Annotated in this window: 17 protein-coding genes; 5 read left to right on the top strand and 12 right to left on the bottom strand. The window is 74.7% G+C overall.

From position 1 onward, the window contains the following. Positions 1 to 161: 161 nt before the first annotated feature. Together AB0N29_RS19555 and AB0N29_RS19550 are read right to left on the bottom strand one after the other, a co-directional pair. Positions 162 to 1628: a hypothetical protein gene (locus AB0N29_RS19555; protein ID WP_364869502.1), complete on the bottom strand. Its 1467-nt coding sequence runs from the start codon at positions 1626 to 1628 to the stop codon at positions 162 to 164. A gap of 392 nt (positions 1629 to 2020) precedes the next feature. Next, complete coding sequence (locus AB0N29_RS19550; RefSeq protein ID WP_364869498.1) at positions 2021 to 3529, bottom strand: methyl-accepting chemotaxis protein; 1509 nt, start codon at positions 3527 to 3529, stop codon at positions 2021 to 2023. Positions 3530 to 3796: 267 nt separating this feature from the next. Here AB0N29_RS19550 and AB0N29_RS19545 point away from each other — a divergent pair, with 267 nt between their 5' ends. Beyond that, the gene (locus tag AB0N29_RS19545; RefSeq protein WP_302267012.1) at positions 3797 to 4669 is read left to right on the top strand and encodes a sigma-70 family RNA polymerase sigma factor; all 873 of its coding nucleotides are present in this window, start codon (positions 3797 to 3799) and stop codon (positions 4667 to 4669) included. A 6-nt stretch (positions 4670 to 4675) separates the two neighbouring features. On the opposite strand, the gene AB0N29_RS19540 is transcribed toward AB0N29_RS19545, so the two are convergent. The 9 genes from AB0N29_RS19540 to AB0N29_RS19500 all read right to left on the bottom strand — a co-directional run bounded on the left by AB0N29_RS19540 (position 4676) and on the right by AB0N29_RS19500 (position 18753). Beyond that, entirely contained in the window at positions 4676 to 5593 is a 918-nt protein-coding gene (locus AB0N29_RS19540; protein ID WP_364869495.1) for a hypothetical protein, read from the bottom strand. Next, positions 5590 to 6117 (bottom strand): SigE family RNA polymerase sigma factor, encoded by a 528-nt coding sequence (locus AB0N29_RS19535; protein WP_302267014.1) that lies wholly within the window; start codon positions 6115 to 6117, stop codon positions 5590 to 5592. Before AB0N29_RS19535 ends, AB0N29_RS19540 begins: the two co-directional genes overlap by 4 nt. Before the next feature lie 84 nt (positions 6118 to 6201). Then, the gene (locus tag AB0N29_RS19530; RefSeq protein WP_364869491.1) at positions 6202 to 6429 is read right to left on the bottom strand and encodes a hypothetical protein; all 228 of its coding nucleotides are present in this window, start codon (positions 6427 to 6429) and stop codon (positions 6202 to 6204) included. A 219-nt stretch (positions 6430 to 6648) separates the two neighbouring features. Next, on the bottom strand, positions 6649 to 8337 hold the full coding sequence (locus AB0N29_RS19525) for a bifunctional 3'-5' exonuclease/DNA polymerase (RefSeq protein WP_364869488.1): 1689 nt from the start codon (positions 8335 to 8337) through the stop codon (positions 6649 to 6651). A 54-nt stretch (positions 8338 to 8391) separates the two neighbouring features. Continuing rightward, entirely contained in the window at positions 8392 to 10005 is a 1614-nt protein-coding gene (locus AB0N29_RS19520) for an MFS transporter (RefSeq protein WP_364869485.1), read from the bottom strand. A 16-nt stretch (positions 10006 to 10021) separates the two neighbouring features. Continuing rightward, a complete protein-coding gene (locus tag AB0N29_RS19515; protein WP_364869482.1) occupies positions 10022 to 10903 on the bottom strand; it encodes an NAD(P)H-hydrate dehydratase in 882 nt (293 codons plus the stop codon). Further along, the gene (locus AB0N29_RS19510; protein WP_364869479.1) at positions 10893 to 11645 is read right to left on the bottom strand and encodes a histidine phosphatase family protein; all 753 of its coding nucleotides are present in this window, start codon (positions 11643 to 11645) and stop codon (positions 10893 to 10895) included. Before AB0N29_RS19510 ends, AB0N29_RS19515 begins: the two co-directional genes overlap by 11 nt. 64 nt (positions 11646 to 11709) lie before the next feature. Continuing rightward, positions 11710 to 12243 carry a hypothetical protein gene (locus AB0N29_RS19505; protein WP_364869476.1) on the bottom strand — a complete coding sequence of 178 codons (534 nt, stop codon included), beginning with the start codon at positions 12241 to 12243 and terminating at the stop codon, positions 11710 to 11712. Between the two features lie 90 nt (positions 12244 to 12333). Continuing rightward, positions 12334 to 18753 carry a PKD domain-containing protein gene (locus AB0N29_RS19500; RefSeq protein WP_364869473.1) on the bottom strand — a complete coding sequence of 2140 codons (6420 nt, stop codon included), beginning with the start codon at positions 18751 to 18753 and terminating at the stop codon, positions 12334 to 12336. A 277-nt stretch (positions 18754 to 19030) separates the two neighbouring features. Between AB0N29_RS19500 and AB0N29_RS19495 the strand changes: the two genes are divergently transcribed. The 4 genes from AB0N29_RS19495 (at position 19031) to AB0N29_RS19480 (ending at position 23262) form a co-directional block, all read left to right on the top strand. Beyond that, entirely contained in the window at positions 19031 to 19480 is a 450-nt protein-coding gene (locus AB0N29_RS19495) for a UDP-N-acetylglucosamine--LPS N-acetylglucosamine transferase (RefSeq protein WP_302267020.1), read from the top strand. Beyond that, entirely contained in the window at positions 19480 to 20040 is a 561-nt protein-coding gene (locus AB0N29_RS19490) for a glycosyltransferase (protein ID WP_364869469.1), read from the top strand. Before AB0N29_RS19495 ends, AB0N29_RS19490 begins: the two co-directional genes overlap by 1 nt. A 12-nt stretch (positions 20041 to 20052) precedes the next feature. Beyond that, entirely contained in the window at positions 20053 to 21633 is a 1581-nt protein-coding gene (locus tag AB0N29_RS19485) for a sugar transferase (protein WP_364869466.1), read from the top strand. A 99-nt stretch (positions 21634 to 21732) separates the two neighbouring features. After that, entirely contained in the window at positions 21733 to 23262 is a 1530-nt protein-coding gene (locus AB0N29_RS19480) for a hypothetical protein (RefSeq protein WP_364869463.1), read from the top strand. A gap of 6 nt (positions 23263 to 23268) precedes the next feature. Here the strand turns inward: AB0N29_RS19480 and AB0N29_RS19475 are convergent, their stop codons facing one another. After that, positions 23269 to 23973, bottom strand: a complete 705-nt coding sequence (locus AB0N29_RS19475) for a LuxR C-terminal-related transcriptional regulator (protein WP_364869460.1) — start codon at positions 23971 to 23973, stop codon at positions 23269 to 23271. Positions 23974 to 23999: the final 26 nt, after the last annotated feature.

The following is a 23999-nucleotide window of genomic DNA, read 5'->3' as shown; positions in this document are numbered from 1 at the left end:
TCACAGCCATGAGCACACCGACAGGGCACAGTTGACACGCGAAATACCAACATTAAAGCCGCCCGCCGGGGCGGCTGACCAGCCGGGTTCGTGCCAACCCACAACCGCGCACAGAGTGTGTCGCGCTCGCGGACGTGCTTAGGGGAATGACGAGCGAAGGACTAGCGGTCCCTTGGCGAGGGCCTGCGAGACCCCGGCGGATCGGGCGCGTTCACCGGGATCCACCGTCGACGACCGTCCTCAAGGATGACCGGACGGGTGCGTCGTTCGACGTGTCTCGACTCGCTCACGAACGGGACCCCGCGATGGGGTGCGGCCGTCTGATCAAGCACTCTTGCGTCCAGCCGCGCACGTGCTTCCTGTCTTGCAGCGCGCGCCTCATCGAGCGTTCGCCCGGTCGGCGTAAAGGCACGGACCCGGGTACGCAGGCTGCGGTCGGACTTCAGAAGACCGAGGTGGCGCAGGTGCTCCATCCAGCGGCTGATGGCTCCGTAGACATGTTGACGCGTGGTGCTACGTGGGATCATGTGCCTGTCGAGGGCCTGGAAGACGTCGCGCCAGATGAAGTCGTCGTTACGTCCGCCGAGGAGTTCTTCGTAGATGACGGCGTGCCAGTGCGGGAGTGCGGCGTGGATGCCCCAACTCCAGCCGGTATCGGCCTCGAACTCGTGCGGCACCTCGCCCCAGCGGTCGATGAAGGTGGCGTGCAGGTCCGACTGTTCCCATGCCCATACGAGGGCTTCGTACCGCGCGCGTAGACGTTCCTCTTCGGCGACCCGCGCCGTGTCCCTGCGTGCGGCTTTCTCGCGGGCGGTGCGGTCCCGTTCGGCGCGCTCGGCTTCCGCGGCCGCAATCCGGCGCATGGTCGGAGTAATCATGCCGCGGCTGGGGCTGAAGTCGCAGTCGTCAATCGAGTCAATCGCCATCCACGCAACCGCCTCCTCGCCGCGGTAGTGGCGCAGGAAGGTGCTGTCGGTAGCAAGCGTTCCGATCTCGCGGGTGGCCGGGTTGACCACGAGAACCTGGTGCGCGGCGCGTGCGATTTCGGCGGCCAGGGCGGGAACGCGTACGGCGGGCTCGGGCCAGCCGGAAGGTTGCGATAGCCGGGTGTGGCCAATCAGCCAGGCACAGACGATGCCCTGACCGTCGAGGTCGTTCTGTTTGCGCCGCCACGCCTCCACCGGCCAATTCTTGTACTCGACCTCGTAGGCGACACGACGTCCCGTCTGGCCAGTGACCAGCACGTCAGGTCGCCTCAGCGCCCGGGTCAGCGGGTCCTTAACCGACTGCTCCGGGACCACAACCGCCCCGTCGGGGATCCGGGTCGCCGCCCACTGAACGAGCATCGCCTTTCCGGCGAGGTGGTCCTCGCTCTCTCTGCCGGTCTCGTGAGGCGTGCCGCGGGTGTGCCAGAAGTGGTCCCGCACCCGCGGTGAGCCGCGGGTGGAGATAGGAACCGAGCAGTTCGGGTGGGGACACTTGAGCGACGCCTTCGTGAAGTCGCGCATCGCCTCGGCTCGTCCCTCCGGCAGGTAGAACGGGTTGCCGGTCTCCCGGTGCAACGCCCAGACCTGACGGCTCTCGCCCCGCAGGAACCGGACCAGATCGCCGTGCACTGCCCTGGCCATCTACAACTCCCCTCGTCGCCAAATCGACGGCTCTCCGCATGTTGCCGTGCGCACCCGGGTCCCGGAGGGCGTTTCCGTCATTGACACCGCCTGCGAGCCCGGGGTCCGCTACAGACGCCATGGAGCGGCGCTGAAGTCACGACGCGAGCGGCGTGGCGTGGCGTGTCAGATTCTGGTCAGATTTTGTCCCGGCGCGCTTCTGACCTGCACAAACGCGCGGACGGTCAGACCTACGACATCTGAGGAACGGCGGCGCGAGCCGCCTGACCTGCACCACGCGACGGCCCCGCGGCGGAGTCCTGAGGACTCCCCCTGCGGGGCCGTCGTGCTTGGTCGGCGCGGCGGCCACCTCGTCGTCGGCCGAGCCCGCGGGCGGGCTGACCGCCGCCTGGTCAGGCCATCCGGAAGCGCGCGACCTCGCTGTTGAGGTCCGCTGCCATCGCCGCGAGCTCGGAGACCGCGGCCAGGGTCTGGTTGACGGCCTCGGTGGTGGTCCCGGCCGCGACGGCCACGCCGGAGATGTTGGTGGCGATCTCGCCGGAGCCGCCGGAGGCCTCGGCGACGTTGCGGGACATCTCGTTGGTGGTGGCGGTCTGCTCCTCGACCGCCGAGGCGATGGTGAGCTGGTGGTCGTTGATCGCGGTGATGATCGTCGCGATCTCGCCGATGGCGGTCACCGCGCTGCCGGTGTCGGCCTGGATCGCCTCGACCCGGCGGGAGATGTCCTCGGTGGCGCGGGAGGTCTCCTGGGCGAGCTCCTTGACCTCGTTGGCCACGACGGCGAACCCCTTGCCGGCCTCGCCGGCCCTGGCCGCCTCGATGGTGGCGTTGAGGGCGAGGAGGTTGGTCTGCTCGGCGATCGAGGTGATCACCTTGACGACGTCGCCGATCCCCCGGCTCGACGCGCCGAGCTTCGCGACCGTCTCGGTCGTCGACTCGACCGAGGCGACGGCCTGCGAGGCGACGGTGGCGGCCTGGTCGGCGGAGTGGGCGATCTCCCGGATGGAGGCCCCCATCTGCTCGGCTCCCGCCGCGACGGTGGCGACGTTGCGGGACACCTCCTCGGCGGCCGCCGAGACCACGCCGGCCTGCACGCTCGTCTCCTCGGCCCCGGCCGCGATCTGCTGGCTCGACGCCGACAGCTCCTCCGAGGAGGCCGCGACGGCGTCGGCCGAGGCCGACAGCGTCGCGATGATGCTGCTCATGTTCTCCGCCGATCGGTTGAAGGCGACCTGCAGGTCGCCGGTGCAGCCGGTCGCGGTCTCCGGGAGCCGCGGACGCAGGTCGCCCTCCGCGAACTGCTCGAGCGCGTCGATGGCCGCGCGCAGCGGCCGCACCAGGCTGCGGGTGATCGCCCGTGCCGCGAGCGCCAGCAACGCCATGCCGACCAGCGAGGCGACCGCGACGCCGGTCTTCATCGACGCGGTGGCGTCGAGCAGGTGGTCGCCCGCCTCGGCGCTGTCCGCGGCGCTCGCGTCGACGGCGTCCCCGAGCACGTCGTGCGCCTGCTCGGCGGCGGCCTCGACGCGCCCGTCCGCGGCCGCGGTGCGCCGCCCCTCCCCCGCCGCCGCGACCTCCGCGGCGTACGTCGTCACCGCCTGCTGCACACCGTCGACCCGGCGCCGCTCGGCGTCGGTGCCGGCGGCGGCCGCCAGCTCGCGGACCGTGGACTCCGCCTCGGCGGCCACGGACGCGGTGCCCGCGGAGGTGCCGGCCAGGTGCGCCGCCCACAGCTCGCTGACGAGGCCGTCCAGGCGGAGGTAGCCGGCCTCCGCCTCGGCCGAGGCGCGGACCCCGTCACCGTCCGTGTCGACGGTTGTCGCGGCGGTCCAGGCGACCGCGGCCACGACCGAGATCGCCACGAGGGCGAGCGCCGTCACCACGGCCAGTCGCCGTCCCACGGTCCAGCGGATGGATCGAATGCTCCGCACGATGGTGTCCACTCCTGTGTCGACGCGCCGGGCACGACGGTGTGCCGCCGGGCTGGGAGCCGGACATCGGTCGCACCCGCGACCCACCTGAACGGTCGGCGACCGGTCGTCTAGACGGGCGGGCCGCCGGGGCATGAAATCGCCGGTCCGGGAGTCCTACTCCGTGGAGATGTTGAAAGTTGGACGTCACTTCGGGGGGACGTTCTGTGGCCGCACCACGCGGAGGAGGCAAGAACGTTGACGAGCCATCACGAGGCAGGGCACGACGGACGCGACGGGGACGCACCCGCCGAGGACCTGGTCCGGTGCCACCTGCCCCTGGTGACCCACCTGGTGAACGCGACGATGGGGCGGGTCCCGTCCTTCGTCAACCGCGACGACCTCCGGTCCGCCGGGCTCGAGGCGCTCGTGCGCGCCTCCCGGGGGTTCGACCCCACGGCCGGGGTGCCGTTCGGCGCCTACGCCACCGCCCGGGTCCGCGGAGGCATCCTGGACGAGCTCCGCTCGCTGGACTGGGCGCCCCGCTCGGTGCGGCAGCGCAGCCGGGAGGTCGAGACCGCCCGGGAGCGGCTGGCCGTCCAGCTGGGTCGGCTGCCGGAGCCGGCGCAGGTCGCCGAGGCGCTCGGCATCGGGGTGCAGGACCTCGCCCGCCACGAGGGCGACGTCGCCCGCTCGCAGGTCGCCTCCCTGGAGGCGGGCCAGGTGGCGCCCCTGGTCGACCAGGTGCCCGCCACCAGCCCGTCGCCGGAGGCCAGCGCCGAGACCGGCGAGCGGCTGCGCTACCTCGAGGCGGCGATCGCCGAGCTCCCCGCCCGCCTGCGCCGGGTGGTCGAGGGCTACTTCCTCGAGGAGCGGCCGATGGCCGACCTGGCGCGCGAGCTGAGCGTCACCGAGTCCCGGATCTCGCAGATGCGGGCGCAGGCCCTGTCCCTCATCTGCCACGCGCTGCACCCGGTCCTCACCCCGGAGCGCGTCACCACCGCGGCCGGGCCCGCCGACGGCGTCGCCGCCCGGCGGCGGGACGCGTACGCCGCCAGCGTGCTCGCCCGCGAGGCGGCCGGCCGGAGCACGGCCGCCCATGGGGCCGCGCACCTGCCGCGTGTCGTCTGACCCGGGTCAGCCGGAGGCGGGCGCGGTCCACACGGGGTCGGTGACGACGTCGCGGACCTGGTCCACGGTGAGCGCGGGCTCGTCGGCGGGGTCGTGCACCGTGTCCGGCCGGTCCGCGCGGGTGCCCTCGGCGACGTACAGCTCGACGTGCCCGCCGTCGGGCACGGCGACCGTGGCGAGGACGTAGCTCCGGTCGGTGGCGCGGTCCTTCACGTCCACGACCGTCTGCTCGAGGCCCTCGGTGATGACACCGACGAGCGCGCCGTCCTCGGACCGGATCTCCTGGCAGGAGACGAGGCCGCTGAGCTGGTCGCAGGGCTCGACCGCCTGCATCGGCGCGTTGCTGCCCCCGGCGCAGGGCCCTCCCTCCGCCAGCTCCTCCAGGGACGTCCGCCCGCCCGGCACGCCCGGAGGGGGCAGCAGGGTGAGGCTGGCGAAGTCCGCGTCGCCACCGGCGAGGAGGTCGCCGCCCCACGTGCCGGCCCCGCGGTCGTCCGTCCCGCCGATGCGGACGGCCCCGGGCAGGAGCGCGGAGAGGTCCGCCTCGACCTGGGTCGAGGACCTGCTCCACCACCCGGTCGCAGCCGCACCGCACGGCGCGCCGGACGCGCCTGCGCCCGGAGCCGGTGCGGTGGCGGCCGGGTCGGTCGCCACCGAGGGTGCGGAGGGGTCCTGGTCCCGGCCCGTCCAGTCCGTGGCGGCGGTCGGGACGGTGAGCACGAGCGTGGTGGCCGCGGCGAGGCCACCAGCGGCACAGGTGAGGCGCCGACGGGTGCGCTGCCGCCGCCCGCGCACCATCGCGAGGTGGGCGACGTCGGGGGCGCGCAGGCCGCTGACGGCGCGCTCCATCCGCTCGCCGAGGTGGCGGTCGCGTGCGTCGAAGGACTCGGTCCCGTCCGTGCGGTCGTCCATGGGGTCGTTCATGAGGTGCTCCTCGGGAGGTCGATGTCGTCGGCGAGCAGGTCGCGCAGCCGGCGCAGGGCCCGGCCGGTGCGGTTCTTCACCGCCGACTCGGTGAGGTGGAGGTGGGCGGCCGTGGTGGCGACGCTGGCGTCGTGCCAGAAGCGCAGCACCACCACGGCCCGGTCGAGCGGGGCGAGCTCGGCCAGGGCGGCCATCAGCGTGACCCGGTCGGCGACGTCGGCGGACGGCGTGGCAGTGCCGGCAGCGTCCCGTCCGGGCAGCTCCCCGACCGGCAGCTCACCGCTGCGACGCAGCCGCCGGTCGGAGAGGAACGTGTTGAGCAGGATGCGGTGGCAGTAGGCCACCGGGTCGTCGGCGGTGCGCAGCCGCCGCCAGCCGGCGAAAGCCTTGGCGAGCGTGGTCTGCAGCAGGTCCTCGGCGGCGTGGGGCGAGGTGGTCAGCAGGTAGGCGCTCCGGTAGAGCCGGTCGGAGTGCAGGACCACGAACTCGGTGAACTCCGTGTCGTCCCGGCCGCGCACACGCACGGTGTCTCCTCCCTGCCGGGGCCAGTACACCGAGAAGACGCGCCGGGGCCCCGCCGAGGTCTCACGCGGCCTCGCGCGGCCCGGTCACCCGCCCTGTTGGTCCGGCTCGTCGTACGACGCAGGGGCGTCCGGAGCCGCCACCGGGGGCTCGGGGAGCTCGGCCATGACCACGGCGTCCGGGACGACGGTCGGGTCGATCCAGATCCTGGTGGCGCCCGCCCGGAGCAGGGCCTGCTCGACGGCGGTCAGCACGGCGTCGGCGAGGTGCGCGGGAACCTCGCTCGGCACGGTCAGGACGTGGTGCACAGCCACGGCGTCACCCATCTGTGCGGCGGCACGGGTTCGTGGTGCGCCACCCGGGCCAGCTGCGGCGTCGGGTGGCATCGGTCGTTGCGCGGGATATGGTCCCGCAAGGCAGGACGGCGGCGAGCGGCGGGGTCGGTCATCCCGGGGGCACGCGGTCGGCTCGAAGCCGGCGTCGCGCTGCAGGAGCAGCCGGAGGTGCCACTGGCGGTCCGACCCGGTCACCGGTCAGGACTCGTCCTCGCCGGCCGCTCCGTCCTCGGCGGACGCGCCGCCCTTCCCGGCGTCCGCGTAGGACCGGACCACCGAGACGCTGAGCGGGAAGTCCAGTGCCGCGCCGGGGAAGAGCAGGCGCCCGGCCGCGGCGGCCGCCTCGGTCACCTCCGCGACGACGGCCGCGGCGAGACCGGCCGGGGCGTGGACGACGACCTCGTCGTGCAGGAAGAGGACCAGGTGCGGGCGCGAGGTCACCGGCCCGGTGCCGGCCAGCCGCCAGAGCCGGTTGCGCAGGTCGGCGATCCAGCACAGCGCCCACTCCGCGCCGGTGCCCTGGACGACGAAGTTCCGGGTGAACCGCCCGTGCGCCCGCCGCCGGCGCGCCTCGCCGTCCGGGTCGAGCGGCGGGTCGTCCGGGTCCCGGTCCCAGGCGTCGCCGAGGCCCGGCGAGCCCCGTCCCAGCAGCGTGCGGACCACCTCGCCGCGCTCCCCCGCGCGTGCGGCCGCCTCGACCAGGCCGAAGGCTGCCGGGTAGCGCCGGGTCAGCTCGGCGACCATCCGTCCGCTCTCCCCGCTCGTCGCGCCGTACATCGCCCCGAGCAGGCCGAGCTTGGCGTCGTTGCGGCTCGCGACCGCCCCGTCGTCGACCATCCCCTGGTAGAGGTCGGCTCCGCGCGCCGAGCGGGCCAGGGCGCGGTCGCCGCTCATCCCGGCCAGCACGCGAGGCTCGAGCTGCGCCACGTCGGCGACGACGAGGACCCAGCCCTCGTCGGCGACGGCGGCGGACCGCACCTGGACCGGGAACGACAGCGCGCCGCCGCCGTTGGAGGACCACCGGCCGGTCGCCGAGCCCGCCGGCTGGTACGACGGGCGGAAGCGTCGGTCCCGGACCCACTGGTCGATCCAGGACCAGCCGTTGGTGGAGAACAGGTGGGCCAGCCGCTTGTAGCGCAGCAACGGTTCGACGCCCGGGTGGTCGACCCGGCGCAGCGTCCCTGCCCGGGTGTCGGTGACCTCCAGCCCGGCGCGGCGCAGCGCGGCGAGCAGCTCGGGGCGCGAGTCCGGGTTGAGGCCGGGGGCGTCGAACGCGGCGCGCACCTCGCCCGCCAGCGCCTCGAGCCGCTGCGGCCGGGCCCCGCGCGGTGGCCGCGGCCCGAGGAGCTCGACGAGCAGCCGCTCGTGGACGTCGGTGCGCCAGGGCACCCCGGCCCACGTCATCTCCGCCGCGACGAGCGCGCCCGCGGACTCCGCCGCGAGCAGCAGCCCGAGCCGCGCGGGTTCCGGCGAGGCGGTGACCGCGGCGAGCTGGCGGGCGTCCTCGAGGTCGGCGCGGAGGTGCTCGGCGGTGTCCTCGACCGCGAACAGCGCCGGGTCCGACGGGGCGCTCGGCGCGAGCCGGTCCCAGTGCTCGGCCTCGTCCCCGGCCAGCAGGCGCACGTCCACCGCCGGCGCGCGGCGCAGCACCCGGCGGGCCAGGCGCAGGTCGTGGCACCGCTCCACCCGCACCCCGGCGGCGAGCAGCGGCGGGTACCACCGCGCGGTGTCGTCCCACACCCACCGGGGCCCGGCCGCGGCCTCGCGCTCGGCGACGTACGCCGCCAGGTCGGCCGCGTCGAGCACCCGCTCGCGCTCGCCGGGAGGGCCGTCCCCGACGACGAGCACCCGCTCCCCCGGCAGGCGCGAGAGACGGATCCGGTCCACGGGCACACCCTGTCACCCGGCCCCGACAACCCCGACGGCCCCGGCCGGACCGGCTCAGTGCTCGGGCAGCCGTGCGGAGAACAGGTGGGCGACCTCGGTGGGCGTCCGGCTCAACGACCGCGCGCGCAGGTCGAGCTCGCGGTCGGCGCCGGTCAGCCGGCCCTCGTGCTGGCGCAGGTGCTCGTCCCAGGAGGCGACCGTGTACTGCTCCACGTGCCGCCCGGGGTCGGCGGCGTCGACGTACATCGACCAGGACGTGGCGCCGGTCCGCCGGCGCATCCGGCGCAGCGCCGGTGCGAGGGCGAGGAACTCGGCCCGGTCCTGCTCGCGGAGCGTGTAGACGTTGGTCACGAGCACCTCTCCGGGGTACCTCGCCACGTCCAGCTCGACCCGGGGCTCGGGCCAGAACCTCGCCGGCAGCGTGTCCAGCCCGGCGGTCTCGCGCAGCGGCAGCAGCACCCCGGCCCCCGCCCCGGCGGCCAGCAGCACGGCCGCGGCGACGTACGCCGGGCCCAGGCCGACCCGGTCCGCCACCGCACCCCAGGCCGCCGCCGCGCCGGCCATCGACCCGAAGAGGACGAGCTGGTAGACCGCCAGGCCGCGGGCGCGGACCCAGACGGGCAGGAAGGTCTGCAGGGTGGCGTTGAGCGTGGAGAGCACGCCGATCCAGGCCACCCCCGCCGGCAGCAGCGCCAGCACCCCGACCCACGCCCACGGCGTGGTGACCAGCGCCAGCAGGGCGGCGGCGTACAGCACCATCGACGCGGCGACGACCCGGTTGGCGCTCCACCGGCTCCGCACCCGCCCGAGCACGAAGGCCCCGCCGATCGAGCCCACGCCGAGAGCGGCGAGCATCACGCCGTAGCCGCCCGCGCCGAGCTCGAGGCGGTCCCGCGCGACCAGCGCCAGCAGCGCCCACAGCACGTTCGCGGGGACGATGAACATCACGCAGCGCAGCAGGATGCGCCGCACGACCGGCGAGTGCCGGACGAAGCGGCCGCCGGCGAGCAGCGCCGGCAGGAACGGCTCGTCGCCCCGGGCCTCCGCCGGGCGGCGCCAGGTCACCAGGACCGCGGCGAAGACGAGGAACGTCGCCACGTTCAGGGCGAACACGACCGGCACCCCGGCCCGGGCGACCACCACCCCCGCGACGGCCGGGCCGATCGCCCGGGCCAGGTTGACGTTGATCGACCCCAGCACCGACGCCCCCGGGACCAGCGCGCGCGGCACCAGGTCCGGGACCAGCGCCTGGTACGCCGGGGCCTGGATCGCCGAGCCGGCCCCCAGCGCGAACGTCAGGGCCAGCAGCAGGCCCGGCGTCATCCGGTCGATCGCGGTGAGGACGGTCAGCAGCAGCGCGACCGACGCCTGGAACCCCTGCACCCCGATGAGCAGGCGGCGCCGGTCGAAGGAGTCGGCCAGCACGCCGGCCGGCAGCGCCAGCAGCAGCACCGGCAGGGCCTGCGCGGTCTGGACGAGGGAGACCAGCGTGGCGGCGTTCGGCTCGTGGACGAGCAGCCACTGGGCGCCGACGGTCTGCATCCAGGTGCCGACATTGCTGACCAGCGCGCCGATCCACAGCCACCGGAAGAGCGCGATCCGCAGCGGCGCCCACGTGGTCGGCGGCGCGCCCGCCGTGGGCGAGCTCTCCGCCGACTGCGAGGACACCGCGCCGCCCGGACCCTCAGGCCAGCTCGGCGAGCACGGCCGGGGCCTGGTCGGGCAGCTCGCGCGCGAGGTAGCCGAGCCGACCCACCGAGGCGGCGAGCCGCTCGCCGCACCGTCCGTGGACGTACGCCGCCCACACGGCCGCCTGCGCGGGCTCGGCCCCGCGCGCCAGCAGGCCGGCGACGAGGCCGGCCTGGACGTCCCCGGACCCCGACACGCCGAGGCCCGGGCCGCCACCTCGGACGACCCACGACCGCCCGTCGGGCGCGACCAGGTGCTTGGAGGTGCCGCCGCACAGCACCACGCACCGGCTGCGCCGCGCGACGTCCGCGGCGACGGCCGCCGGGTCGGCGTCCACGTCCTCGGCGTCGACCCCGGCGACGTGGGCCAGCTCGTCGGGGTTGACCGACAGCACCGCGCGGCCACCGAGGTGGTGGAGACCCCCGGGATGATCGGTGAGGAACGCCGACCCCAGCGCGTCCAGCACGACGGTCGCCTCGACGAGCGGGAGCGCACGGGCCAGCAGCGCGGATGCGTCGGAGGGGTCCACCATCCCCGAGCCCGCGAGGAGGACGTCTCCCGATCCGGTCTCCTCGGCCACCCGGTCGGCGGCGCCGACGGCGATGTTGCCCGCGTCGTTGGCCTCGAGCCACACCACCGCCGCCTCCGGGACCGCGGCCCCCAGCGCCGGTGCGACCGGGTCCACCGTCGCGACGGCCACCCGCCCCGCCCCCACCCGGAACGCGGCGTGGGCGGCCAGCACCGGTGCACCCGGGGAGCGGCACGAGCCACCCACCACGACGACCTGGCCGCGCGCGTCCTTGTGCCCCTCGGGGCCGGGCAGCGGCCACGCCCGCAGCGACGCCGGCGTCACGACCTCCGGCTGCTCAGTGGGCATCGTCGCCCCTCCCGCGCTGCGGCTGCTCGTGGGTCACCTCGACGTCGACCCGGTCGACCGCCGTGGTGTCCGCGAACGACTCCAGGTCCAGGTAGCGGCCCGACCGGCGGTAGCGCGTGACCGAGGCGTTGGGCACCCGCGTCCCCCGGTCGAGCTCGAGGAGGTCGGCCTCGTCGATGCCCTCCAGCACGTAGCGGAACGTCATGATCACCGCCTGGTGGCTGAACAGCCAGACCCGCTCGCCGTCGTACCCGTGCCGCAGGTCGGTCAGCAGGCTGCGCACCCGCACCGCGACGTCGGCCCAGCTCTCGCCGTTCGGCGGCTGGTAGTAGAACTTGCCCAGCTTCCGCCGCCGCTCGGCCTCCTCGGGGTGGCGGGTGCGGATGCCCAGGCCGGTGAGCCCGTCGAAGAGCCCCAGGTCCCGCTCCCGCAGCCGCTCGTCGTGGTCGACGGCGGGGCCGAGGCCGTCCAGGGCGATGGCCGCCGTCTCCGCCGCGCGGCGGTACGGCGAGCTGACCACCACCGTCGGTACGGCGGCGCCGTCCTGGTCGGCCAGCCACGTCCGCAGGGCTGCCGCCTGGGCGCGCCCGGTCCCGGACAGCTCGACGTCGGCGTCCCGCACCGACAGGTCGAGCACCTCCGACCCCGCCTCGTGCGCTGCCGCGTCGGCCCGGTTGCCGACACTCTCCCCGTGCCGCACCAGCACCAGCTCCGCCGGCCCGTCGTCCCACCTCGGTCTCACGTGACCTCCGCTCGTCGTCGTGCCGCGCGGGTACCCGCGCCGAGCCGGTCGGATCCGGCCGAGGTCAGGTCCGCACGCCGGGGAGGTGCGTGACCGCACGCGCGGGACGGACGCGGTGGTCGGCGCTCGCGCGGAGCAGCAGGTAGCCGATCGCCTGCACCGTCGCGCTCGACGGGGCGCCCCGCCCCGCGTACGTGCCGGCGTCCGCGGAGAGGAGGAGCAGGGTCGCGGGCACCCCGCGGATCGGGGGGAGGCCCACCGACCAGGCCGACCGGACCTGCTGCCGCTGCGCGGCCCGGGTCCACGGTGGGCACTCGAGGTCCAGCCGGGTGTCGTCGAGGACCGCGGCCAGCCCCTCGGGCAGCGGCTCGTGGCCGAAGCCGCAGCCGTGGCGCTCCACGACCTCGTCGAGCACCCGCAGCGCCCGACTGGTCGCCGCGAGCCGGACCGGTCGACGCCCCGGGGGGTGCACCGCGATGCCGGCGTGGTCCGCGGCGAGGTGCGCCACCGACCAGGCCGCCGCGTGGCCGGAGGCCTCGCGCAGGCTCGTCGAGCGGGCGACCGCCTCACGCAGCGGCCGAAGGTCGGGCTTGGCCATGTCGTCCTCCTCCCCGGCCCCTCGGCCGGCACGCTGGGATCGATGGCGGCGGCCCGGCCCGCGCCCGGGAGCGCGGGCCGGGACCGCCGGTCAGCCGGCCGAGACCGTCACCTGCCGCTCGACGGTGGTCGCCTTGCCCCAGCCGTCGGTCACCGTCAGCACCACCGTGTACGTCCCGGCCGCAGGGAACACGTGGGTCGCGCTCGCCGTGGTCGAGTTCGGTGTGGCGTCACCCCACACCCAGCGGTAGGTCAACGTGTCGCCGGTGTCGGGGTCGGTGGACCCGACGGCCGAGAAGTTGCACGACAGGTTGGTGCAGGCCGGGGTGTTGAGCACGGCGGTCGGCGGCCGGTTGGTCGGCGGCTCCGTGATCGTGACCGTCTGCGTGGCCGTGGCGGTGACGCCCCACTCGTCCCTCGCGGTGAGGGTGATGGTGAAGGTGCCCGCCGCGGTGTAGGTCCTCGTCACGACCGCGCCCGAGCCGCTGCCGTTGCCGAAGTTCCAGGAGTACGTCAGCGCCGTCGGGTTCTCGTCGGTCGAGCCGCGGGCGTCGAGGGTGCAGACGTTCTGGTTGCAGGTGACCGTGAAGCTCGGGACCGGCGGCTGGTTGCCGTCGGGCACCGTGACCGTCACGTGCCGCTCCGTCGGCACCGGCGTGACCTGGTCGTGCTGGTCCACCGCCCGCGCCCGGACCGTGTAGGCCCCGGCCGGGATCACCGGGGTCGTGTAGGAGAAGTTCGACCCCGGCGTGCCCGGGCTGTTGAGGAACGCCGAACGCCAGCTGGCGGTCGTGCTGGTGAAGGTGCCGCTGGAGCTCATGTACTGCCCGGCGGCGTTCACGACGGCCACCTCCACCCGCTGCATGGCCTGGTCGTCCTCGGCCCGGCCGCTGATGAAGATCTTGCCGTCGGGGAAGGTCGCCCCCTCCGTGGGCGCGAACAGGTTGTCGGTCAGCACCGGCGGCTGGTCACCGGGGTAGATCCGGTACCGGGCCGTCGCCCCCGTCGTCGAGGTGTCCTGCTGGCCGGCGGTGTCGAAGGCGAACGCCGTGACCGCCCAGTCGCCCTGCGTCGGCAGGTCCACCGGGAGGGTCCAGGTGGTGCTCGTGCCGCCGGGGGTGGCGAGCACCGCGTTGCGGGTGGCGAACGCCGCGCCCATGGTGCCGCCGGGCTGGAGGTACCGGTTGGTGTCCTGGTCCTCGATCGCGACGCGGACCTCGGCCACGCCCTTGTCGTCGGTCGCCGTGCCGGCCAGGTCCAGGTGGAGCGACTGGCCGCCGGTGACCGTCCCGGTGGTGTTGAGCAGCCCGTTGGGCGGCGCGTCACCGGCGATCTGGGCGGCCAGCGTCAGGCGGCCCTGCATCGAGCCGGGGGTGCTGAGCCCGAGGTCGTCCTCGGCGCCCACGGAGAAGGAGTAGGAGCCCGGCTGGAGGTTGAACGGGGTCGTCCAGCTCCAGTCGAAGGTCTTCCCCGAGATGTTGACCGGCGAGACCCGGTAGGCCCCGGCGATGACGTCGACCCCCCAGCTGCCGTCGGCGCCGAGGTTCTCCCGGGTCGTGGTGTTCCGCAGGCTGATGAACACCTCGCGCAGGTCCTGGTCGTCGGTGGCCGTCCCGGAGAACGTCACCGGCTGGCCCGGGGCGACCTGCACCGTGCCGACGGCCGTCGGCGGGGTCATCGTCACCGGCTTGCTGATGGTCACCGTCGGCGCCACCGCGTTGGTGGCCACCAGCCACGACCGGTCGGCGGTGTCCAGGTCGCCCTGGCCCGCGGTGTCGGTCGCACGCGCCATCGCCATCCAGGTGTCCTCGTAGGGCACCGTGATCTCCTGCGACCACGTCGTGGAGACGCCTCCGACCACGTCCGGGGTGACCCGGAAGGCGTAGTAGGTCGACGTCGCCGTGCCGTTCGCCTGCAGGTAGCGGTTCTGGGAGTCCTTGACCGCCAGCGTCAGCGAGTTGACGCCGATGTCGTCGGTCGCGTTGCCCGTGATCGTGAACGTCGTGGTGTTGATGACCGACCCGGACGGGCCCGTGACGTTCGTGCTGGGCGGCTGGTCGGCGGTGCCGAAGGTCTCGAACTTCTTCGTCGCCTTCGACGGGTCCTGCGAACCGTTCGCGGCGACCGTCCGGGCCAGCACCTTCAGCTCCCGGTTCGAGGACATCGACAGCGGCAGGGTCCACCCCGTCGACGTCGCGCCCGGCGTCGTCAGGGTCGCGGTGATGGTGTTGCTGGTCGTGGTGCCCCACGTCGTGAGGTCGTCGTTGAGGTAGCGGCGCGAGCCGCGGTCCATGATCTCGACCTGGACGCTGCGCACCCCGCTGGCCGCGGAGGCCGTGCCGCTGATCGTGAACTCCTCGGCGACCGGCTTGATCCGGCCCTCGATCGGGTCGGTGATGACCGTCTCGACGCCGTTGGCCGCCGGCACGGACCCGAAGTCGAAGAACGCCAGCCGGCCGACGTTGAACTCCCCCTGCGTCGAGGCGTCACCGCCGGTCCACAGGCCCCGGGGCGTGAGCTCGATGTGCTTGTTGCCCTCGAAGGAGTTCGAGCCGGGGTTCCACTCCACGGCGGTGCCGTCCACGGGGTTGAGCGCCCCCAGGTGCTCGCGCTTGACCACGGCGTCGCCGAGCCCGTAGCCCGAGAGCCCCTGGCCGGTGCCGTAGCCCTGGTCGTCGAGCCCCGGCCACGGCTGCGGCGAGGTCGGCGACTCGTTCCAGGCGAAGTGGCCGCCGACGTAGACCGCCTGCTCGGAGATCGCCACCGAGTAGACGCTGTCGAAGAGCCGCGAGATCCACATCGGCTTGACGTCGTCGCCGCCCTCCATCGGGAACGCGATGACGGTGTCGTTGATCGGCGGCCGGTCGCCGCCGGAGCCGCTGCTCACCGCGAACCAGGAGCCGTCGGGCGAGATGTCGCCGCCGTAGATGCGCTGGATGCCGCCGACGTACTGGAGGTTCTCCTCCCAGATCCGGCTGCGCCAGGCGGTGAGCTGGTTGGTGCGGGTGTTGATGATCGCCACGCCGTACCGGTCGTGGCCGTTGACCTGCCGACCGGTGTGGACGACCAGCAGCCGGCCCTCGTCGCGGGTCAGCTTGAGCCGCTGGACCGTCGTCGCGCCGTTGGTGCCGATGCCGCCGGTGATGTTGTTGACGAAGTCGCCCCTCACCTCGCCGGTGATGGCGTTGACGGCGACCAGCGAGCTGCGCGGGACGTTGTTCACCGAGGTGAACCGGCCGCCGGCGTAGACGGTGGTGTTGGTGACCGCCAGCTCCTGCACCTTGCCGTTGCCGTTGGCCTGGAACTCCTCGACGGGGGCGCCGGTGACCGGGTCGATCCGGGCGATCGCCTTGCGCGAGACCCCGTTGACGGTGCCGAAGTCGCCGCCGATGTAGAGGCGCTGCCCGTCGGGCGAGGCCTCGACGGCCTCGACTCCACCGAGGCCCAGGACCGGGCGGAACCGGGCGTCGACCAGTCCGGTGCTGGCGTCGAACGCCGCCAGGCCGGCCTGCTGGTAGGTCGTCGTGCTGCCGTTCGCGCGGTTGGCGATCGTGGTGAAGGTGCCCGCGACGTACGCCCGGTTGCCGACGAACTCGATGTCCCAGATCTCGCCGTTGGCGATGTAGGGCATGTTCGTGCGGGGGGTGTCGGGGACGATGCGGGTGTGCCCCGGCGCGGGGTTCACCGGCGAGGTGGCGACCGTCCGGGTCGCCTCGTCGCTGAGCACGCCGTCGCTCACCGTCAGCTTGACGGTGCGCTGCCCGTTGGTGGCGTAGGTGTGCGAGGGGTCGACGCCGTCACCGGTCGTGCCGTCGCCGAAGTCCCAGGTGTAGGTGAGCTGGTCCTCGTCGGGGTCGAAGGAGTCACCGGCGTCGAACTCGCAGGTGAGGCCGGAGCAGCCGGCGAAGAACTCCGCCGTGGGCGCCTCGTTGGTCTCCGTGGCGTCCGTGCCCGGGTCGATCACCACTGAGAACAGCATCGACCGGGAGACCGACGCGCTCGTCGTGGCGGTGCGGCCGGCGGCGGTGCCGACGGGGACCTCCCCCGCCGAGTCGCCGAGCACCGTGCTGACCTTGCCCGTGCCCGTGGACGCCGCGGTGGTCCGCTGGGTGCTCGAGGTCGGCAGCGTCCAGGTGGTGCCGTCGGTCGAGGACTTCTCGCTCCAGACGTTGACCAGCCACGACTTGGCGTGCGCCACGGGGACGCTCGGGGTCGTGTGGCTCGTCCCGCTGACGTTGCTGCCGCCGACCGCCGAGGCGGAGACCAGCGCCGGGCCCGTGCTGCGGTAGGCGGCTACGCTCATCGCGGACTTGATCCACGAGGCCGTGGTGACCGTGACGTCGGCGCCGGCGTCGGCCGGGGTGGCGCTGCGGGTCCAGGCGCGGCCGCGGATGCCGGTGCCGTCGCGCGACTGCAGCAGCGTCCAGCCCGGGATGTCGGTCGGCAGCGCGACCTCCGTGGAGTTGGTGGTCAGGAACAGCACCAGCCGGTCCAGCGGCTTCACCGTCGCCGGGACCCGCACCGTGTGGGAGGGCCGGTTGCCGGCGGAGCTGGCCGAGCCGACGTAGGAGATGTCGCCCTGCACGACGCTGGGCGTCGGCGAGACCGTGCCGGTCGCGGTGTCGGTGTCGACCCCGTCGCCCACCGTGAGCGTGACGGTGCGCTGGCCGCCCGCGGCGTAGGTGTGCTGCGCGTTGCGGCCGGTGCCGCTCTGCCCGTCGCCGAAGGCCCAGCTGTAGGTCAGCTCGTCGCCCTCCGCGTCGGTGGTGCCGGAGGCGTCGAACGTGCAGACCAGGGCGTCGCAGCTCGAGGTGAAGGCCGCGGTCGGCGGCTGGTTGGGCGCCTCCTGCTCGGGACCGATCACGATCGAGGAGAGCGCCGTGCGGGAGACCGCGACACTCGTCGTCGCGGTGCGTCCGGGTGCGGTGCCGATCGGCACGGCAGCCGCCGAGTCGGCCAGGACCGCGCTGATCCGCCCGGTGCCGGTCGCGGCGTTGGCGGTGCGCTCGGTCACGCCCGCGGGCAGCGACCAGGTCGCGGTGGTCGAGGACTTCTCGCTCCAGACGTTGACCACCCAGGAGTTGGTGCGGGCCACCGGCACTGACGGGGTCGTGTGGCTGGACCCGGAGGTGTTGCTGCCGCCGATGGCGGACGCGGTGACGTCGGCGCCGCCGGTGCTGCGGTACGCCGCCACGCCGACGACGGCCTTGGCGGTGACGCTGGTGGTGGGCGTCGCGTCCGCGCCGGCGTCCGTGGCGGTGGCGGTGCGGGTCCAGGTGCGACCGACGATCCCGTCACCCGTGCGCGTCTGCAGCGGCGTCCAGCCGGCCGGCGCGGTGATGGTCGCGGCCGTGGTGTTCGTGGTCAGGAAGAGGACGAGGACGTCGCCGGCCTCGACGGTGGCGGGGACGACGACACGGTGGTTGGTCCGGGCACCCTGGGTGCTGGCGGCGCCGACGAAGGAGATCTCGCCCTGGGCGACCGCGCGGGAGACGGTCACCGGCTGGCTGGTGGTGCCGGTCGCCGTGCCGTCGCTCACCGTGAGCCGGACCGTGCGGGTGCCGTCGGCGGCGTACGCGTGCGTGGGGGTGGCGCCGGTGCCGTTGCTGCCGTCGCCGAAGTCCCAGGCGTAGGTCAGCTCGTCGCCGTCGGCGTCGGTCGAGCCGGTCGCGTTGAAGGTGCACGACAGCGCGTCGCAAGAGGTCGTGAACACCGCCTCGGGTGCGGTGTTGGTCGGCGCGGCCACCTCGCCGGGCGCCACGACGACCGAGAGGAGGGAGGTCCGGGAGGCCGCCACGTCGGTGGTCGCCGTCCGCGCGGTGGGCGCTCCCACGGCCACGGGGCCCGCGGAGTCCCCGACGACGCCGCTGATCTTGCCCGAGCCGGTCCCTGCGGCGGTGGTGCGCGCGGTCGTGCCCGCCGGCAGCGTCCAGGCCAGCGTCGAGGAGGACTTCTCCGCCCAGGCGCTCACCAGCCAGGACCCGGCCTGGGTGACGGCGGCCGCGGGGGTGGCGTGGCTCGTGCCGCTCGCGTCGCGTCCCCCGATGGCGGAGGCGACGACCGACGCGGCGCCGGTGCTGCGGTACGCCGAGACGGCGAGCACCGACTTCGCTAGCGCGCTGCCGGTGACGGTGACGGTCGAGCCGGCGTCGCCGGCCGTGGCCGTCCGGGTCCACGCCCGGCCACGGATCCCGTCCCCGTCGCGAGACTGCAGGAGCGTCCAGCCCGGCAGCGTGTCCGTGACGGTGGAGGTGGTCGAGTTCGTGGTGAGGACCAGCACGAGGGCGTCCCCCGCCTGGACGGCCGTGGGCACCCGCACGGTGTGCGCGGTGCGGTTGCCGGCGGTGCTGTCGGCCGCGACGAAGTCGACGACCCCGGGGGCCGCCTGCGCCGGCACGGTCGCGGTCACGACCGTCACCGCCAGGGCGGGGACCAGGGCGACGAGGACCGCGAGCAGCACGGTCAGCAGGCGCCGCCGGGGCGGCGAGACGGAGGAGGAGGTGCGGGACACCTCGGGAGGCCGGGGCACGGAACGGGACACAGGAGCTCACCCACCACAGAGGGACGACGGCCGCCGGACAGCGGCCTAGCCGCATCGTCGGCGCCACCGGGACCCCGCCTCATGCCCAAATTTGATCGACCTCGCGGCGACCGCGTCCGGCGGTCCCGGTCGGCCCGGCCCGACCACCCGCGCCGACCTCACCTCACCGAATTTGGGCATGCGTCCCCGGGCGCCCGGCCCGAGATTGGGTCGACCGGCCCACGCCGCGTCACCCGAGGAGACGCCCATGAAAGTGCTGCTCGTCAGTTCGTCCGGAGGACACCTGGCCCAGCTGATGTGCCTGCGGCCCTGGTGGGACGGGCACGAGCGGCACTGGGTCACCTTCGACACCGAGGACGCCGTCAGCAAGCTCGAGGGCGAGCAGGTCACCTGGGCGCACCACCCCACGACCCGCAACGTGCGCAACCTCGCCCGCAACACCGCGCTCGCCCTGCGGCTCATGGCGCAGTTCCGGCCCGACGTCGTCGTCACCACCGGGGCCGGGGTGGCCGTGCCCTTCTTCTGGCTGCACCGCCCCTTCGGCGCGGCGTCGGTCTACCTCGAGGTGTTCGACCGCATCGAGACGCCCACGCTGACCGGCCGGCTGTGCCGCCCGGTCTCGGACCTGTTCCTGGTGCAGTGGCCCGAGCAGCAGCGGATGTACCGGTCGAGCGTCCTGCTCGGGGAGGTGTGGTGATGTCCGCCCGTCCGCTCGTCGCCGTGCTGCTCGGCACCGACCACCACCCCTTCACCCGGCTGACCGGCTGGGCCGCCGAGGTCCGCCGGGTCACCGGCGCCGACGTCTTCGTGCAGCACGGGGCGACCCCGCTCCCGGCCGACCTCGACGGTGCGCCGATGCTCGGCGTCCGCGACCTGGACGCCCTGCTCCGCCGCGCCACCGTGGTCACGACCCACGGCGGGCCCGGTCTGATCATGGAGGCCCGGGCCGCCGGCCACCTCCCGGTCGTCGTGCCCCGCGACCCTGCACGCGGTGAGCACGTCGACGACCACCAGCTCCGGTTCGTCGCCCGGATCGCCCGCACCGGCCTGGTCGCCGCGGCCACCGACGTGCCGGCCTACCGCCGAGCCGTCGCGGCCGGCCTGGTCGCGGGCCGGACCGACCGGCGCACCTCCGGCGCACCGGCCGTGCCGGGCCTGCCCGGCGACCCGGGCGCCGCGGTGCCCGGCGGTCCGACGGGTCCGACGGCGGCCGAGCGCTTCGGCGTCCTCGTGGACCAGCTGGTCCGCCGGGCCTGAGCGACGACCTCCGTGACTGCGACGATCCCGCCGCCCGGCCCCGTGCTGGCCGCGCCGCCGGCCCTCCCGGCCCCACCGGCTCCCGGCACCGGGAGCGCCGTCGACCCCGCTGCCGAGCCGGCGCCCGCAGCCCGCACCGTCCCCGACGACGGCGGCGTCGACAGCGGGGAGGACGGCGCCGCGGTCGCGGACGCACTCCGGTCGCCCAGCCCGATCACCGCCCTCCTCGGCACCGACGTCACGGGCGGCCGGGTCCCGCGGTGGCGCCCGCCCGTCGTGCTGGCCGCCGGTGACGCGCTGGCCGTCGTCGTGGCGACCACCCCCGCCTCCCGCGGGCTGCCGCCCCTCCCGGTCCTCGCTCTCGTGGTCGTGGCCTGGGTGCTGCTGCTCTCGGCCGACCACTGCTACGACCGGCACGTCGGCTCCCGCTTCGACCAGGTGCGCCGCGTGCTGCGGTGCGGTACCGGCCTCACCGTCGTCACGGCCGTCGCCGCCGCGCTCACCCGCCCCGACCTCCGGCCGGTCGAGCTGGTCTTCTTCGCCGGCACCGCGACCGCGCTGAGCGCGGCCCACCGGGTCGTCGGGGACCACTGGGGCCGCAGGCGGACCGCCCAGGTGCCGGTCGTGGTCGCGGGCCACCGGCGCGAGGTGGCCCGGGTGATGCACGAGCTCGCCCGCGGTCGCCACCACCGGTACCGCGTCGCCGGCGTGTGCGTCCCCAGCCCCCACGGCAGGGACCTCGGCGTGCCCGAGACGTGCGGGTTCGACCGGCTGTCGACCGTCGCGGTCCAGCACGGCGCCCGTGCCGTGATCGTCGTGCCCTGCCGCCACCTCGACCCGATGACGCTGCGCCGGCTGGGCTGGCAGCTGGAGTCCTCGGGCACCGCCCTGCTCGTCGCCTCCGGGCTCTTCGACGTCTCCGCCACGCGGGCGCGGATCGGGTACGCCGGCGACCTGCCCCTCCTCCACGTCCGGCACGCCGAGCTCACCGGTGCCCGGCGGATGCTCAAGACCGCCGCCGAGCGCTCGCTCGCCGCCGCCGCCCTGGTGCTGCTGTCCCCGCTCCTCGCGCTCCTCGCCCTGGCCGTCCGCCTCGACACCCCTGGCCCGGCGCTGTTCCGGCAGGAGCGCGTGGGTCGCGGGGGCCGGCCCTTCACCATGCTGAAGCTGCGCAGCATGGGCGTCGACGCCGAGTCCCGCCGCGGGGCCGTCGAGGCCCTCAACGAGTCCGACGGCGTGCTGTTCAAGGTGCGCTCGGACCCGCGGGTCACCCGGGTCGGCGCCGTCCTGCGGCGCTACTCGCTCGACGAGCTGCCGCAGCTGGTCAACGTCGTGCGCGGCGAGATGTCGCTCGTCGGGCCCCGCCCGCCGCTGCCGCAGGAGGTGGCGCGGTACGACGCCGACACCCACCGCCGGCTCGCGGTGCGGCCCGGCATCACCGGTCTCTGGCAGGTCTCGGGCCGCTCGGACCTCTCGTGGGAGGAGACCGTCCGCCTCGACCTGCGCTACGTGGACAACTGGTCGCTCAGCCTCGACCTGCAGATCCTCTGCCGCACCCTCCACGCCGTCCTGGGCCACGACGGGGCCTACTGACGCGGTCCAGCTCCGCACACCTCCCGCGTGTGGAACCGGCCACGTCGTACCCCATATGGGGGATGACGCGGCGCCTGCGGCCTCCTTCGCGTGACTACGGTGACCCGCTCCCCCGACCGGGAGGGGCGTCCCCGAGCGCAGAGGTCCAGTCCTATCCACCCGATCCGCAACCGAGCAGCCGCAGCCGTCGGAACGGCGGCCCTGCTCCTCTCCACAGCCCCGTCCACCCTCCCGAGCGCCACCGCCGCCCCCGCCGCGGCCGGCGGCCCGGCCGGCGTCGTCAACGGCGGCGCCGAGCGCGGCACGAGCGGCTGGTCGCTCACCAGCTCGCCGAAGGCCCGCCTCACCACGTCGGCCACCAGCCGCAGCGGCGACCGCGCCCTGCGTGTGCGCTCGGCCCGGCCCGGCACCGTGCGCCTCGACGGCACCGCCGCCCCCCGCGCGACGCGCACCCCCGCCGGCAGCACCACCACCGCCCGGGCATGGGTCCGGTCCGCCGTGCGTGGCCAGCGGGTCACCCTCGTGGCGCGCGAGCTCCGTGGCGGGAGCTGGGTCCGCAGTGAGCGACGCGCCGTCACGCCCGTCGCCGGCACCTGGACCCGGCTCCGCGTGCCCATGACCACCACCCGCGCCCGCTCGACCGTGGAGCTGCGGCTGGTCGTGCGCTCGAGCGGCTCGCGGGTCCGACTGCTCGTCGACGACGCCGACCTCGTGGGCCGCCGCACAGGCGCCGGCGCGGCGTCCCCCGACGCCGCGCGTGCAGGGACCCTGACCAACGGCTGCGCCTACTCCGCTCGGGGCATCCCGTCCTGCGGCGCTTACTTCGGCGCGGCGTACGGCAGCAACACCGACCCGACCGCGTTCGAGTCGCAGGTGGGACGCCGCCTCGGTGTGCGCCGCACCTTCTACAACGCCTCCGGCGTCGACTCGGCCGTGCGCCAGGCGAGGACCGACCTCGCCCAGGGCCGCCTGCCGTGGATGAGCTTCAAGCTCCCCCACTCCTGGGAGCAGATGGCCTCTGGCGCGGGTGACGCGTGGGCCACGGGCCTGGCCCGGAAGCTCGCCGCGCTGGACGGCCCGGTCTGGGTCGCCTTCCACCACGAGCCCGAGGGCGACGGTGACATCGCCGCCTGGCGTCGGATGCAGGAGCGGCTCGCCCCGCTCGTGCGCCGCACCGCCCCCAACGTCGCCTACACCGTGGTGCTCACCGGGTGGAACCAGCTCTACGGCGCCAGCACCTACAGCCTGGCGAACCTCTGGCCGCGCGGGGTGAAGATCGACGTCGCGGGCTTCGACATCTACAACGGCTTCGGCGAGGTCAAGGACGGCAAGAAGTCCACGAAGTGGACCGAGATCGACCGCGACTACTTCGCCAAGATCCAGCAGTGGGCCGCGGACGAGGGTGTCGCCTGGGGCCTCGCGGAGTGGGGCTACACCGACGAGGCGCACCAGCGCGACCCGGACTGGATCCAGACGACCTACGAGAAGCTGGTCGCCCGTGGTGGCGTCGCGGCGGCGTACTTCAACACCGAGCTGAACAGCGCCGGGTCGTGGCGGATCGCCAGCGCCTCGAAGCGTCAGGACTTCGCCGACGCGATCGACGGCACGGCGGCGCTGCGCCTGCCCTGAGCCGGCTCAGCGAGGACCTCCCAGCACGCGGCGGTACACCGCGACCGCCGCGAGCTGGGAGTTCACCTCCAGCTTGCGCAGCACGGCCTTGACCTGGCTGCGGACCGTCTGCTCGGTGACGCCGGTGCGCTGGGCGATCTCCGCCACCGTCACGCCCTGGTAGAGCAGCGCGAGGATCTCCTGCTCGCGAGCGGTGAGCCGGGCGACCAGCGCGGCGAGGTGGGCGTCGGTGCGCCGGCTCTCGGACCAGTCCTGCACCATGCGCCGCCGGCGGGCCGGGGAGAGCAGCTCCTCCCCCGCCAGGAGCATGGTCAGGGCGAGGCTGACGTCGTCGAGGCCGACGGAGTCGGGCAGGACGCCCGCCGCCCCGGCCTCCACCATGCCGCCCCACACCGGGTCGGTGGGGTCCTTGACCACGAGGAGCCACCGCAGCGGCACCGCCTCGACCACGGCCCGCGCCTCCGCACGGTGCCGCGTCGAGGTGAGGTCGCCGAAGATGATCCCGACCCGCGCGCGGGCCGGGGCGACCCGTCGCCGGTGGTCCTCCGCCGAGCGGTGCGGCGGTGGCCATCCGAGGTCGATGGCCTCGAAGCCGCGGCTGGCGAGGGCGACGCGCACGGTGTCCCCCACGAGCCGGTCCTCCGCCATCAGCACCAGCCGGGGCCGGGGTCCGCGACGCGCCTCGTCGGTCGTCGTCGGGTCGGGGACCACCGGGCCGGCCGGTACCGGGCCGCGGG

This window comes from Nocardioides sp. NPDC092400, assembly GCF_040684155.1.
Lineage (GTDB): Bacteria > Actinomycetota > Actinomycetes > Propionibacteriales > Nocardioidaceae > Nocardioides.
The sequence above is the reverse complement of the archived record's forward strand: the minus strand, read 5'-3'. Positions and strand labels throughout refer to the sequence as shown.

Coding starts and splice junctions, on each gene's coding strand:
- AB0N29_RS19505 (WP_364869476.1), bottom strand. CDS start 12,243: ATGGCCAAGCCCGACCTTCGGCCGCTGCGTGAGGCGGTCGCCCGCTCG.
- AB0N29_RS19515 (WP_364869482.1), bottom strand. CDS start 10,903: ATGCCCACTGAGCAGCCGGAGGTCGTGACGCCGGCGTCGCTGCGGGCG.
- AB0N29_RS19540 (WP_364869495.1), bottom strand. CDS start 5,593: ATGAACGACCCCATGGACGACCGCACGGACGGGACCGAGTCCTTCGAC.
- AB0N29_RS19490 (WP_364869469.1), top strand. CDS start 19,480: ATGTCCGCCCGTCCGCTCGTCGCCGTGCTGCTCGGCACCGACCACCAC.
- AB0N29_RS19495 (WP_302267020.1), top strand. CDS start 19,031: ATGAAAGTGCTGCTCGTCAGTTCGTCCGGAGGACACCTGGCCCAGCTG.
- AB0N29_RS19555 (WP_364869502.1), bottom strand. CDS start 1,628: ATGGCCAGGGCAGTGCACGGCGATCTGGTCCGGTTCCTGCGGGGCGAG.